Genomic DNA, 12,938 nt, shown 5'->3' on the forward strand with positions numbered 1-12,938 from the left:
TTAGATCTCCATCCCGAAGTGCTCGCTGAAACGTACGTCGCCTTCGATCATGTCGCGCATATCGCCGACCTCGTTGCGGAACATGAGCGTGCGCTCAATGCCCATACCGAAGGCAAAACCTGAATAGATGTCCGGATCGATACCGGCTGCCCGGAGGACGTTGGGGTTGACCATGCCGCAGCCACCCCACTCGATCCAGCGCGGACCACCCTTGGCACCCGGGTGCCAGATGTCCAGTTCGGCGGAAGGCTCCGTGAACGGGAAGTAGTTGGGGCGCAGGCGGATGGAGGCTTCGTCGCCGAACATCTGCCGGGCGAAGTGCTCCAGCGTGCCGCGGAGATCCGCCATGCTCAGGTCCTTGTCGATCGCCAGTCCCTCGAACTGGTGGAAGACAGGAGTGTGCGTGGCATCGAGTTCATCAGTGCGGAACACCTTGCCGGGGCACAGCACGTAAATGGGAACTTCGCGTTCCAGCATGGAGCGGACCTGCACGGGCGAGGTGTGGGTACGCATGAGCAGGTGCGCTTCGGGGGGCTCCACGAAGAACGTGTCCTGCATTTCGCGGGCCGGGTGGTCCGGCTTGAAGTTCAAAGCGTCGAAGTTGAACCACTCGGACTCAACTTCGGGCCCTTCGGCAATTTCCCAGCCCATGCCAACAAAGATGTCCGAGACCCGGTCCTGCAAAGTAGACAGCGGGTGGCGTGCACCTGCACGGCGACGACGCGGTGCGGCCGTCACATCCACGGTTTCTTCCACCAGGATGCGGGCGTCGTTCTCGGCCTCGAGAACCTCGGTGCGGGCTGCGAGCGCCTGGTTGACCCGGCCACGGGAGGATCCCATGAGCTTGCCGGCCGCAGCCTTGTGCTCCTTGGCGAGCCCACCGATTTCACGGTTGGCCAGGCTCAGCGGCGACTTCTCGCCGGTGTGGGCGAGGCGGACAGCCTTGAGTTCTTCGAGGGAGGATGCGGCCGAAATAGCGGCAATGGCGTCCTCGACGGCGGCGTTGATGGCGGCTTCATCCAGCGGATTCGGGATGGCAGCGCCTGGCAAAGTGTCAGTCATCTACTGTTCTTAGCTACGAGTAGGGAGCGGCCGGCAAGGCAGGCCTGCAAAACGAAAGGGCAGTGCTCGCCGCGGACGGCGGGCACTACCCTTCAGTCTAGTTGAACGTCACGGACGGGATTTAACCCACCGGAACGCGTCCCGCTATGTGAAATTTTCGACGGCGGCGATCCCCTTGGTGCCTAGGCGCCCGTAGCGGGTGGTGCCGCTGGCGGCGGTGGCGACTGGCCGTCGTCGTGATTCTGACCGGGCTGCTGGGGCTGCTGCGGTCCTTGCGCTGGCGGCGCGCCCGGCGTGTAGCCCTGCCCGGCCCAATTTTGCTGGGGTGCCTGAACGGGCTGCTGGGGGTACGAATCCTGCTGGACGGGCTGCTGGTAACCTTCCTGTCCGGGCTGGGGTGCATAGCCCGGCTGTCCATATGGCGCTGCCCCTGCGAGCGCCGGTTGCGCGGACTTCCTGCGCAACAGCACGAACAGCAGCACCAATGCTGCGGCGATCACCAGCAAAGCCACCAGCGTCCAGATGATCCACATCGGCACGCCCGCGTTGGCTTCAGCTTTGGCTTGGACCACCGTCTCGTTGATGGAGAGCATGTCGAACGTTGCCGTGTTGCCATCCACCGTGGCACCCTTCGCCTCCACCACCTTGCCCGGGAACGTGAACTTGACGGAGGCTTCGTCGAACATGGACTTTGCCATGCTGGACGCCTGGGGGTCGCTGCTGTCGGCGCCGGTCACCCCACCCATGGAGAGGACGTAGAAGTCCCCCTCCTTCTTCAGCTCGAAGGGGTTCTCCGAGCTGGAAGACTCAGCGAGCTTGGCCGGGTCCAGGTTGGCGGCGGTGATTCGCTTGCCCTTGTATTTTTCGTCTTCGTAGTCCACCACCGTGGCACCATCGGGGACATCCATCTGCTGGCTGCCACTGCCGTTGGATTCCATGAATTCGTCGAAGGACTTCTCGCCCAGCACGGATTTTTGGATGGCGTAGACAACCTCGTAATCCACGCTCTTTTCATTGTTGACCTTCACGGACATGTTGAGCTTGACGCAACCGGTCAGTGCCACCATCACCGCAAGCAGGACACCGACGACGCCCAAGGCGCGTTTCGCGTTCATTGATCCTCTTCCCCCATATTGATTCCCCTGCACCGGCGGGTGCCCGATCAGCGTATCGTCGCCGCCCGCGCCGTGCCATACGCGACGGGTCTAGCATTGCTTCATGACTCCCGCGCAACGCCTACGGCAGGTCGCAAACGCCCTGAACCTGTCCACCCTGCTGGGGCTCGGTGTGGCCACCGCCGCCCGTACTACGGTGTCGCGAGGGCCCCGCGGACTCCTGATCGCCGCCGGGTACGACTGGAAGCTCCCCCATGCAGGAGCTTTCACGCTGGGGAACGTCGTGATCCACCGCGCACCCCACGGGGTAGCAGGCAGCAACGCTGTACTGCTGGGGCACGAGGAACGCCACAGCACTCAATACGCGTACTGCCTGGGCTTGCCGTTCCTTGCCCTCTATGGCGTCGCCGCCGGCTGGTCGATGCTCCGAAGCGGCAATCCGGCGTCGGGCAATTTCTTTGAGCGCCAGGCGGGGCTCGCGGCGGGCGGATACATTGACACTGACCACCATCGGCAGGACCGACCTGCCGGCAACGGAATCGAGGCCTCATGAAACGAACCATCACTGTTACCGGGACTGCGAGCGCCAAGGCCGTTCCGGACCTGGTCACGTTGATGCTCGGTGTGGAGACGCGCCGGGACACGGCGGCGAAAGCCTACGACGACGCCGGAAAGGCGGCCGCCGCCGTCGCTGCCAGTTTGCGATCGGCGGGCGTCACCGACATCGACCTGCGGACCAGCGGCCTGAACCTTCGCGCCGATCTGGTCTGGGTGGAAGGGCAGGGCCAAAAGGTGACGGCCTATGTGGCCTCCACCACCCTGCACGTGGGCATTCGTTCTCATGCGGATGCTCCGGCGGCCATTGCCGCCGCAGTTGCGGCCGGTGGAGATGACATCAGGATCAACAGCATCGAGCAAGGCTTCGCCGATGCAACTTCGGTTACGGCACAGGCTCAGGAAGCGGCATGGCAGGACGCACTGGCGCGGGCCGAACAGTACGCGTCCCTGGCCTCTGCGCGACTGGGGCAGGTGAAGTCCATTTCCCAGGAGCCGGTACATGGCGCCCCCATCCCCCTGGGCGGGATGGTCAGGGCGTCCTTTTCCGCTGAAGCCCTGCCTGTTGAGGCAGGAGAGTCCTCCGTATCGGCCAGCGTCACCGTGGAATGGGAACTTCTCTAGTGGAGGGCGCCGGCACTCAACTTGGCGTCGGCCTGGGTCCGTAGGGCTGTTCGGACGACAACGGCGAGACCCTCCGCCACGGACTCCAAGGGCATGGACGGCGTATCGCCTTCCGCTGACACCTGCTCTGGAAGGTACGGAACGTGCACGAACCCGCCGCGAACCGATGGCCGGGAGGCCAGAAGATGCATCAAGGCGTAGAAGATGTGGTTGCACACGTACGTTCCGGCAGACTGCGAGACCTCGGCCTTGATTCCCGCGATCTGGAGGTCCCGCAGTGCAGCCTTAATGGGCAAGGTTGAGAAGTACGCTGCCGGGCCACCTGGGACCACCTCGGCGTCCACAGGCTTCCGGCCCTTGTTGTCTGGGATCCGCGCGTCATCGCAGTTGATGGCCACACGTTCCAGGGATATCCGTGAACGGCCACCCGCCAAGCCCACGCACATCACAAGCTCCGGGTTCAAGGTGGCTATGGCCTCGCCGAGGGCATTGGCCGACTCACCAAAGACGCACGGCAACTCCATGGCTTCGACGTCGAGGCCTTCAGCCCTGAGAATCTCCCGTGCCCGGCGGGCGGCCAGCCAGGACGGATTAATGTCCTCATTCCCGAACGGTTCAAACCCAGTCAGCAGAATCATGGGCCCAACCTTAGCAACGCCCGACTGCATGCTTCGGCAATCCACCGATGGGGTCCTTGACATTCATTCGAACATACATTCGAATGGAGTTCATGAGATGGGACGCACAAGCACTTTCACCAACGCGTGGACCGGCGTCCGGAACCAGCAGCAATTTGGCTCCCGGCCCTGCCCCGGCCACGGACGCCCTGTTGCCGCTGTCCGGGCTTGTGCGTTCCATCTCGACACCCGAATTCTCCGGAGTCACCTTCCATGAGGTCACCGCAAAGTCAGTGCTCAACAAGGTGCCTTCGGGTTCCACCATGCCTTTCGAATGGACGGTAAATCCGTACCGCGGCTGCAGCCATGCCTGCGTCTACTGCTTCGCACGCAAGAGCCACACTTACCTGGAGTTCGACGCCGGCCGCGACTTCGATTCACAAGTGGTGGTCAAGATCAACGCCGCCGAAGTACTCCGCAAGGAACTCGCCAAGCCCTCTTGGGAGCGCCATCAGGTGGCGCTGGGAACCAATACCGACCCGTACCAACGGGCCGAAGGCCGCTACGGGCTCATGCCCGGAATCATCCGTGCACTGGCCGATTCCGGAACCCCGTTCTCCATCCTGACCAAGGGAACCCTTCTGGCACGGGACATTCCCTTGCTCAAGCACGCCGCGACCGTGGTCCCTGTGGACCTTGGAATCTCGCTGGCCATGACCAACGAAGACCTTGCCGAACTCGTAGAACCAGGCACGCCGTCCCCAAGAGCCCGGCTCAAACTCATTGCCCGCCTCCGGGATGCCGGACTCGGATGCGGCGTCATGGCGATGCCCATCCTGCCGTGGCTGACAGACTCGGATGAGGCCCTTGATTCGTTGTTCAGCGAACTTGCGAAAGCCGGCGCTACGGGCGTCACCGCTGGAGCGCTGTACCTGAAGCCAGGGACGCGGGAGTGGTACATGCAGTGGCTGGCAGCCCAGCACCCCGAACTCGTCGGCAAGTACCGCCGCCTGTACGGCAAAGGCTCCTATGTCTCCAAGGAATACAGCACCTGGCTGACCGGGCGGATCACTTACTTCAAAGCGAAGTACGGCTACACCAGGACCTCAGGATTCAGTCACCGCAATGCCCGCCCTGCCCAGGCGTCCGCAGCGGCCCCTGCGGTTGGCGGTGCTCCCCTCCCCGGTCAGCAGCCTCTCTTCTGACGGCCGCGGCCGCGCAGAGTCGACCCGGGCCAAAAAGAACCCGGACAAGAAAAGGAGGGACCGCCGTCGGGCAGTCCCTCCTTTGTCATGTGGCCCCTTTGGCCATGTGGCCGCGGGTCCTTTGACTCTTAGGAAGCCGGAACCACGAGCCCCTTGAACTCGGTGTCGATGTAGTCCTTCATCTCCTGCGAGGTCAGGATCTTGAAGAGCTTTTGCACGCGGGGATCATCCTTCTCCTCCTCGCGGACCGCCAAGACGTTGTAGAACGGGCTGTCGTTACCTTCTACCAGGATCTGCTTGTCGGAGCTCAAACCGGCCGGAAGCGCGAAGGCGAGCGTCACGATGGCCGCATCTTTATCGTTGAGGGCCTGCGGCAAACTGGCGTTCTCGATTTCAGTGAACTGGATGTTCTTCGGGTTGGCCGTGATGTCCTTGAGCGTGATTGGCTTTTCGGTGACGTCAATCAGGCCCTTGGAAGCGAGGAGCAGGAGGGCCCTGCCCTCGTTGGTGGGATCATTCGGGATGGCAATCGAAGCACCGTCCTTCAAATCTTCCAGCTTGGACACGTTGTTGGAGTAGAGCGCCATCGGCGGCAGGTACACCTTGCCCACACTCACGAGGTTCTTACCCGATGCCTTGTTGTAGGTCTCCATGAACGTGGTGTTCTGGAACAGGTTGGCATCGATATCGCCATCAGTCAGGGCAGCGTTCGGAGTGTTGTAGTCACTGAACTCCTTGTACTCGACGGTCAGGCCTTCTTTCGCGGCCAGTTCCTTGGACACGTGCTTGAGCATGTCTCCGGCGGGGACCGCCAGCGCGCCAACCTTGATGGTGTCGGCTGCTGTGGAGCTGGAGGATGCGCCGCCGCAAGCTGTCAGGGCAAGCGCTGCGGCAATGCCGACTGCTGCGGCTTTGAAGACGGTGCTACGGATCATGGTGACTCTTTCGGTTTGGGAGAGGTCCGCGGATGGTCCCGCGGAGGGGTGCTGGGGTGTTAGCGGTGGGACAGACGCCGGGACGCGATGTTGCCCAGGGACTGGAAGACCTGGACCAGGAGAATCAGCAGGATCACCACGGCGAACATGTATTCGGGGCTGTAGCGCTGGTAGCCGTAACGGAACGCGACATCACCCAAGCCGCCACCGCCTACCGCGCCAACCATGGCGGAATAGCCGATGAGCCCGACGATCGTGGTGGAGAGCCCCAAGGTGATGGCCGGAACGGCTTCGGCGACCAGCACCTTGGTAAGAATGGTCCACCGGTTGGCGCCGAGTGATTCTGCTGCCTCAACGAGCCCCACGGGAACCTCACGGATACCGATCTCAACAAGCCTGGCAAAGAATGGAATGCCGGCGATGGTCAGCGGCACGATTGCGGCCGTGGCACCAATGAACGAACCCACGAGCATTCGCGTGAAGGGGATGAGCAGAATCATGAGGATGATGAACGGGATGGACCTGCCAATGTTCACCAAGAGGTCCAGAGCCCGGTTGATCACCAGGCCCAGGGCGCGGCTGCCGAAGGGCTTGGCCAACAGGCCGCCGGTCTCCGTGGCCACGAGCAGCACTCCGGCCGCAAGGCCGAAGATCACTGTCAACAGCAAGCTGAATCCCACCGTGTAGAAGGTCTCGCCTGCGCCCTTCAGGATGGTTTCGAACAGGTCGGACCAGAAGGAGGGGTCATTACGATCGATCACTTGACGACCTCCACGAAGAGTCCTTGGCTGCGTAGGTCGGCAATGGCACGGTCTGTGACCTCCGCAGTGCCCGGAAGCTCCAGTCGGGTCCTGCCGGCCTGATGTCCATGGATCGTCTCCAAGGCAGCGCCCAGGATGCCGACGTCAATTCCATGCGTGCGGGCAAGCTGGGCAATGACGGGCCGATCGGCGGTGACACCATTGAAGGTGATCTCCACGACTGTATTGGCGGTGTCGGGAATCTCCCCGAGCGGGAACAGAGCCTGGCCAAGGAGGGACTTCTCGGTGGTAAGAAGTGACTCCACGGTCCCCTGCTCGAGGATACGGCCTTGGCTCATCACGGCCGCAGAGTCACAGATGCGCTTCACCACGTCCATCTCATGGGTAATCAGCAGGACAGTCAGGCCCAGTTCCTTGCTGAGATTGCGGATCAGGTCGAGAATTTGTTGGGTGGTCTCCGGGTCCAATGCCGACGTAGCTTCATCGCTCAGCAGGACCGAGGGGTTCGACGCCAAGGCACGGGCGATCCCGACGCGTTGTTTTTGGCCACCCGAGAGCTGGGCCGGGTACGCATTTGCTTTCCCGTGCAAGCCAACCAATTCCAGGATCTCGGCAACCCTTACACGGCGGGCACTCCGCTCGACGCCCGCTATTTCCAGGGACAGTTCAACGTTTGCCTGGACCGTGCGGCTGCTCAACAGGTTGAAGTGCTGGAAGATCATGCCGATGTTGTGGCGCGCCGCCCGCAAGCGGGCCCCTTGCAACAGGCTGATGTTCTGCCCGTCGACAGTTACCGTGCCGGAGTCCGGCTTTTCAAGGGAGTTGACGGTCCTGATCAGGGTGCTCTTGCCGGCTCCACTCTGGCCAACCACCCCATAGATCTCGCCTTTCGCAACAGTCAGCGAGACGTCATCCAAAGCGACGACTGAACTTTCCCCTGAGCCGTAGCGCTTGCTGATTCGGTCAACCGAAATCATGAGGCTCCTTGCCCTGGTTTCCACGCCGGGCATGGCCGCACGGCGGGGCACGGTTTTCAGGCCGTACGCCGTAGGAGATTTTCGCAAGGACGGTATGAAGCTCTCAAATTCGAACTAATACACTCAAACTGCTGCGTCAGCGCCACTTAATTCATCGAATGGTGCCGCTCTTATGCAGGCGCGACTACCCGTTCCAACAAAGCCCGGACAATCGGGAAGTCCGCCGGAATCCAGGGCAGGCTGAGAGCTTCATCACAGTCAGCCACTGATACCCATCGCAGTTCGTCGTGGTCTTCCAACGGAGCGGGGTCACCGGCCGTGAGTTCGGCGAACCAAACACGCATGGATGCCCGGTCATTAAGGGCCCACCCGTCTGGCTGGCCTGACTCCAGCTCAGGTCCCAGCCGGACCTCGATACCCAATTCTTCGGCGAGTTCGCGGTGCAGGGCCGCCTCGGCTGTCTCCCCGGCTTCCACCTTGCCGCCAGGGAATTCCCACATACCGGCAAACTGGGGCGGTGCTGAACGGCGCGCAGCCAATAGGCGCGTGGGGGCTTCCAAGGAGTCGACGACAGCAGCGCCCACGACATTTATCAATGCAGTCACCTCAACAGTCTATTGGCGCCCGGATTGATGGGCATCGTCACACTGAGACGCCAATTACAAGCCGGAGGACTAAACTTGTTATCGGATTTTCTCCGCATTCCCCTAGCTCACAAGGCACCCTCAAGAAGCAGGCTTATGACTACCACCGTGTCCCCACCCGCCACCGCCACAACAGGAAAGCGCCACCTTGGCCTGGCCATCCTGGCCTTGGCCATGGGTGGGTTTGCCATTGGTACCACCGAGTTCGCGATGATGGGCTTGCTGAAGGAAATCGAGGACGGGCTCGGCATCAGCACCCCGGAGGCCGGAAACCTCATCTCGGCCTACGCCCTCGGAGTGGTTATCGGCGCGCCGATCTTCGCCGCTTTCGGGGCGAAGCTCCCCAAGAAGCACCTTGCGTTGGGTCTCATGCTGTTCCTTTCGCTGGCCAACCTGACGTCCTTCATCGCGCCCGATTACGGCTTCATGCTGCTCTCCCGCTTCGCATCAGGACTTCCGCACGGAGCCTTCTTCGGGGTGGCAGCCGTGATCGCGGCCGGCCTTGTGGCTCCAACCAAGCGGGGTTGGGCGATCTCCATGGTGATGGCAGGCCTCACCGTGTCCAACGTCATTGGCGTGCCCTTGGCCACCTGGGTTGGGCAGACTTTTGGGTGGCGGCTGCTCTTCATCATTGTCGGTGCCATCGGGCTGCTGACCGTTGCCCTGGTGTGGAAGTTCGTTCCCTTCCAGGCAGCCCACCCGGATGCCAGCATCCGGCGTGAACTTGGCGCCCTCAAACGGCTTCAGGTGTGGTTGGCACTGCTGATCGGCATCATCGGATTCGGCGGGTTCTTTGCCGTCTACACCTACATCGCCCACACCATGACGTCCGTGGCGGGCATCCCTGAAAGCCTCATCCCTGCCGTGGTGGCCCTGTACGGACTCGGCATGGTGGTGGGCAACATCATCGGCGGGCGCATCGCCGACAAGTCCGTCATGGGCACCATCTACTGGGTCATGCCGGGAATCGCAGTCGCTCTGGTGGTCTACGCCATAGCCGCGCATTGGGCTTGGGCCGCTTTCATCATGGCCTTCGTTGTTGGAGGAGTCGGCTCGATGCTGACCCCAGCGTTGCAAACCCGCCTCTTGGATGCTGCCCCGGGTGCCGCCTCCCTGGCGTCTTCGCTGAACCACTCAGCCCTTAACATCGCCAACGCCCTCGGCGCCTTCCTGGGTGGCACTGTCATTGCCTGGGGCTGGGGCTATGTGGCTCCTGCCCTCGTGGGCGCGGTACTGGCCATCCTGGGCCTTGGCGTGGCCCTGCTGAGCGGCCTGCTGGAACGCAAACGACCACTTGCCACCTGATCAGGACATCAGCAGCGACAGGAACCAATCGTTAACCGCAGATGGGCTCCGCGAAAGCGGAGCCCATCTGCGTTAATTCTTCAGCGATGCCAGCCTAAACCTGCGGGGCCTGCACCCGCTCAATGTCCGGTTCGAGGTAGATGACCCGCGCTATCGGAACAGCTGCGCGGATCCGCTGCTCGGCGTCGTCAATTCCCTGGGCGATCTCCTCGCCCGTTTCGGAAGCCTCCATTGAGATCTTTGCAGCCACCAGCAGTTCCTCCGGCCCCAGGTGCAGGGTCTTGAGGTGGATGATCCGGGTGCCGTCGGCCTCCAGGGCCTCCGTAATACGCTGGACGTCCTCCCTGGTTGCGGACTCCCCCAGCAGCAGCGACTTGGTCTCAAGCGCAAGGACCACGGCGATGGCAACCAGGAGGAGGCCGATCATGGCGGTACCCAGGGCATCCCAGACGCCGTTGCCGGTGACCAGGGTCATGCTGACGCCGAAGAGGGCAAACACCAGGCCGAGGAGAGCACCGAAGTCTTCCAAGAGGATCACCGGAAGTTCAGGCTGCTTTGCGTTGCGTACAAACTTCACCCACGACTGCTTACCGCGAATATGGTTCGACTCGATGATCGCAGTACGGAATGAGAACGATTCCGCGATAATGGCGCCTACCAGTACGGCCAAGGGCACCCACCAGAAATCGCCCTCAATGCCGTGCGGGTGCTGGAACTTTTCCCAGGCCTCATACAGGGCGAACAGGCCACCAACGCTGAACAGCACGATCGACACGATGAACGCATAGATGTAACGCTCACGGCCATAGCCGAACGGGTGCTCCGGGCTGGCGGCCCGCTTGGCGCGCTTGCCGCCAACCAGCAGCAGGATCTGGTTGCCGGAGTCGGCCACGGAGTGGATGGCTTCAGCCAGCATGGACGATGACGCTGTCAGGAAGAAAGCTACGAACTTCAATACAGCGATGGTCAAGTTGGCGGCGAGGGCCGCCACAATCGCTTTGGTACCGCCACCTGCAGCCACGAAAGCTTCACCTCTTCGGGTTTGGGAAAGTTTGGAATTGGCCAAGAAGAGTCGTCATCGTCTGATCTTGCAAGCAATACCGTACCCGGCGACGCGCTGTTTACGCATTCCCCACTCTGGGGCCCTGCTGGGAACGTGCACTGGCGTAGAGGCACACAGTGGCTGCCGTGCCCAGGTTCAGGCTCTCAGCCGCCCCATAAACAGGAACGGCGACCCTGTGGTCGGCAAGCGCCAATTCGGCGTCGGACAAACCCTGCGCCTCGTTGCCGAACAGCCACGCTGTAGGCGCCTCCAGCGCGTACTCAGAGGCCACGGAATCATTTCCGAGCCTCCGGGCCGCATTCTCGTCCTGGAGCTTGTCCAGGTTGACGGTCCCATAACCGTCCGCGGCCAGAACGCCGATACCGCGCACCCTGCAGCGCTCCACCAAGTCCTCGACATCAACTCCAAGTACGACCGGGAGGTGGAAGAGGGATCCAGCGGTGGAACGAACTGCCTTGGGGTTGTAGATGTCTACGCTCGAACCCGTCAGTACCACCGCATCGGCTCCTGCAGCATCAGCTGCGCGCAGGACCGTGCCGGCATTGCCGGGGTCCCGTACCTGGCACATCACCGCGATCAGCCGCGGACCGGCGTCAAGCACTGACTCCAGGCTCACGTCCACAAAACTGCACACGGCCACAATCCCCTGCGGATTGACCGTGTCCGCCATGGCGGCCAGGACTTCGTCGCTCGCCAGCCGGAGCGGCGTTCCCTGCGCGAGGTCGGCAAGTTCGGGAAGACGGTCAAGGCACGCCTCGCTCGCAATAACTTCATGCACGACGGCGGGGCCACCCGCCGCGGTGCGCTCACGGTGCAGGCCCAACGCCTCGCGTACCGCCTGCGGACCCTCCGCCAGGAAGCGTCCGCGCTTTAAACGCGCCGGGCGCCCGGCAAGCTTGGCGACGTCCCTCACCCGATCAGCTCGGGGGTTGGTCATCGGAAAGTCTTGCGGGCGCCCGGTTTCGTTCATATAAAGAACTTTAGTGGCAGTTGCGACTAGTTCTTGATCTGCTGGCGGGCTTCGCCGCCGGCCGGCTCGAAACCGGCAGCCTTTGCAGCCTCAACCGTGGAGAACCAGTATTCAGCAGCGGTGGTGTTGTACCAGGTGGAACCCGGAACGTGGTACTTCTTGGACTCGGCGTTGCCCTTGATGGCGTAGCCTTCCGGAGCCTCGTCGCCATCAGCAGCAACTGCGCCGTCGATTGCCGGCTTCTCGGAAACGACAGCCTTGACAGCCGTTGCCGTAGCAGCGGCCGGAGCAACCTTTGCAGCCTTCGGAGCAGCCTCGGCCTTGGCGGCCGGAGCGGACGTGTCAGCCGGCAGTGCAGCCTTGGCAACGTTCACCAGAGCGGCGAAAGCGTTGGCGTCAGAGACAGCCAGCTCTGCCAGCATGCGGCGGTCAACCTCAACCTCAGCGGCCTTCAGGCCCTGGATGAGACGGTTGTAGGTGAGGCCGTTGGCGCGGGATGCAGCGTTGATGCGCTGGATCCAGAGGCGACGGAAGTCACCCTTCTTCTTGCGGCGGTCGCCGTAGCTGTACACAAACGAGTGCAGCAGCTGCTCTTTGGCCTTGCGGTACAGGCGCGAACGCTGACCGCGGTAACCCTTGGCGCGTTCGAGGACAACCCGGCGCTTCTTGTGGGCGTTTACCGCCCGCTTCACACGTGCCACGTGCGTACTCCTTCAGAAATCTTTATCCCAAGCTGCTACTGCCGGAAACCCGGCCGGCCTGAGAAGGCTTTTGGTGTAGTCGGTCACTGCCGGATGGCAGTAACCAAAGAACTTGGAACTTAGACGCCGAGCATCTTCTTGATGACCTTGGCATCGCCCTTGAAGACGAGCTTGTCGCCGGCGAGGCGACGGGTCAGCCTGGAGGACTTGTGCTCCAGGTAGTGACGGCGGTTGGCCTGCTGGCGCTTCAGCTTGCCGGTACCGGTCAGCTTGAAGCGCTTCTTAGCACCGCTGTGGGTCTTCATCTTCGGCATGGGAACCGATCTCCTTACGTATCCACGGACGAGTCCGCGATTCTTTCGCGCAGCCGGCCTACGAGGGCCGGCGTGCTGGTTGCTTGCCGG

At 62.3% G+C, this 12,938-nt stretch carries 15 protein-coding genes; 4 read left to right on the plus strand and 11 right to left on the minus strand.

Features of this window, described 5'->3' with window-relative positions:
• Together pheS and GVL04_RS18560 are read right to left on the minus strand one after the other, a co-directional pair.
• Nucleotides 1–1,062 carry a phenylalanine--tRNA ligase subunit alpha gene (gene pheS, locus GVL04_RS18555; RefSeq protein WP_159707253.1) on the minus strand — a complete coding sequence of 354 codons (1,062 nt, stop codon included), beginning with the start codon at nucleotides 1,060–1,062 and terminating at the stop codon, nucleotides 1–3.
• A 182-nt stretch (nucleotides 1,063–1,244) separates the two neighbouring features.
• Nucleotides 1,245–2,177, minus strand: a complete 933-nt coding sequence (locus GVL04_RS18560) for a hypothetical protein (protein ID WP_159707255.1) — start codon at nucleotides 2,175–2,177, stop codon at nucleotides 1,245–1,247.
• Nucleotides 2,178–2,280: 103 nt separating this feature from the next.
• Here GVL04_RS18560 and GVL04_RS18565 point away from each other — a divergent pair, with 103 nt between their 5' ends.
• Together GVL04_RS18565 and GVL04_RS18570 are read left to right on the plus strand one after the other, a co-directional pair.
• Nucleotides 2,281–2,730, plus strand: coding sequence for a hypothetical protein (locus GVL04_RS18565; protein ID WP_159707257.1), 450 nt, complete (start codon nucleotides 2,281–2,283; stop codon nucleotides 2,728–2,730).
• Nucleotides 2,727–3,356 (plus strand): SIMPL domain-containing protein, encoded by a 630-nt coding sequence (locus GVL04_RS18570; RefSeq protein ID WP_159707259.1) that lies wholly within the window; start codon nucleotides 2,727–2,729, stop codon nucleotides 3,354–3,356. The genes GVL04_RS18565 and GVL04_RS18570 overlap by 4 nt, the downstream gene beginning before the upstream one ends.
• Here GVL04_RS18570 and pcp read toward each other — a convergent pair.
• Nucleotides 3,353–3,994 carry a pyroglutamyl-peptidase I gene (gene pcp / locus GVL04_RS18575; RefSeq protein ID WP_159707261.1) on the minus strand — a complete coding sequence of 214 codons (642 nt, stop codon included), beginning with the start codon at nucleotides 3,992–3,994 and terminating at the stop codon, nucleotides 3,353–3,355. The genes GVL04_RS18570 and pcp overlap by 4 nt on opposite strands.
• A gap of 92 nt (nucleotides 3,995–4,086) precedes the next feature.
• Here pcp and GVL04_RS18580 point away from each other — a divergent pair, with 92 nt between their 5' ends.
• Entirely contained in the window at nucleotides 4,087–5,178 is a 1,092-nt protein-coding gene (locus GVL04_RS18580) for an Rv2578c family radical SAM protein (protein WP_159707263.1), read from the plus strand.
• Between the two features lie 128 nt (nucleotides 5,179–5,306).
• On the opposite strand, the gene GVL04_RS18585 is transcribed toward GVL04_RS18580, so the two are convergent.
• From GVL04_RS18585 to GVL04_RS18600, 4 genes are all read right to left on the minus strand, one after another.
• Nucleotides 5,307–6,113: a MetQ/NlpA family ABC transporter substrate-binding protein gene (locus tag GVL04_RS18585; RefSeq protein WP_159707265.1), complete on the minus strand. Its 807-nt coding sequence runs from the start codon at nucleotides 6,111–6,113 to the stop codon at nucleotides 5,307–5,309.
• 59 nt (nucleotides 6,114–6,172) lie between these two features.
• Nucleotides 6,173–6,874 carry a methionine ABC transporter permease gene (locus GVL04_RS18590; protein ID WP_159707267.1) on the minus strand — a complete coding sequence of 234 codons (702 nt, stop codon included), beginning with the start codon at nucleotides 6,872–6,874 and terminating at the stop codon, nucleotides 6,173–6,175.
• Nucleotides 6,871–7,851 (minus strand): methionine ABC transporter ATP-binding protein, encoded by a 981-nt coding sequence (locus GVL04_RS18595; RefSeq protein WP_159707269.1) that lies wholly within the window; start codon nucleotides 7,849–7,851, stop codon nucleotides 6,871–6,873. The genes GVL04_RS18590 and GVL04_RS18595 overlap by 4 nt, the downstream gene beginning before the upstream one ends.
• A 170-nt stretch (nucleotides 7,852–8,021) precedes the next feature.
• Nucleotides 8,022–8,456 carry a (deoxy)nucleoside triphosphate pyrophosphohydrolase gene (locus GVL04_RS18600; RefSeq protein WP_159707271.1) on the minus strand — a complete coding sequence of 145 codons (435 nt, stop codon included), beginning with the start codon at nucleotides 8,454–8,456 and terminating at the stop codon, nucleotides 8,022–8,024.
• Between the two features lie 135 nt (nucleotides 8,457–8,591).
• On the opposite strand from GVL04_RS18600, the gene GVL04_RS18605 reads away from it, so the two are divergent.
• Nucleotides 8,592–9,800, plus strand: a complete 1,209-nt coding sequence (locus GVL04_RS18605) for an MFS transporter (protein WP_159707273.1) — start codon at nucleotides 8,592–8,594, stop codon at nucleotides 9,798–9,800.
• A 94-nt stretch (nucleotides 9,801–9,894) separates the two neighbouring features.
• Here GVL04_RS18605 and GVL04_RS18610 read toward each other — a convergent pair whose 3' ends face one another.
• The 4 genes from GVL04_RS18610 to rpmI form a co-directional block, all read right to left on the minus strand.
• Nucleotides 9,895–10,821, minus strand: a complete 927-nt coding sequence (locus GVL04_RS18610) for a cation diffusion facilitator family transporter (protein ID WP_159707275.1) — start codon at nucleotides 10,819–10,821, stop codon at nucleotides 9,895–9,897.
• A gap of 100 nt (nucleotides 10,822–10,921) precedes the next feature.
• Nucleotides 10,922–11,833: an RNA methyltransferase gene (locus GVL04_RS18615; protein ID WP_159707277.1), complete on the minus strand. Its 912-nt coding sequence runs from the start codon at nucleotides 11,831–11,833 to the stop codon at nucleotides 10,922–10,924.
• Between the two features lie 26 nt (nucleotides 11,834–11,859).
• Nucleotides 11,860–12,534, minus strand: a complete 675-nt coding sequence (rplT, locus tag GVL04_RS18620) for a 50S ribosomal protein L20 (RefSeq protein ID WP_026547339.1) — start codon at nucleotides 12,532–12,534, stop codon at nucleotides 11,860–11,862.
• A gap of 119 nt (nucleotides 12,535–12,653) precedes the next feature.
• A complete protein-coding gene (gene rpmI / locus GVL04_RS18625; protein WP_011774324.1) occupies nucleotides 12,654–12,848 on the minus strand; it encodes a 50S ribosomal protein L35 in 195 nt (64 codons plus the stop codon).
• Nucleotides 12,849–12,938 lie beyond the last annotated feature (90 nt).

Origin of the sequence: Arthrobacter sp. 18067, from assembly GCF_902706295.1 — a bacterium.
GTDB lineage: Bacteria > Actinomycetota > Actinomycetes > Actinomycetales > Micrococcaceae > Arthrobacter.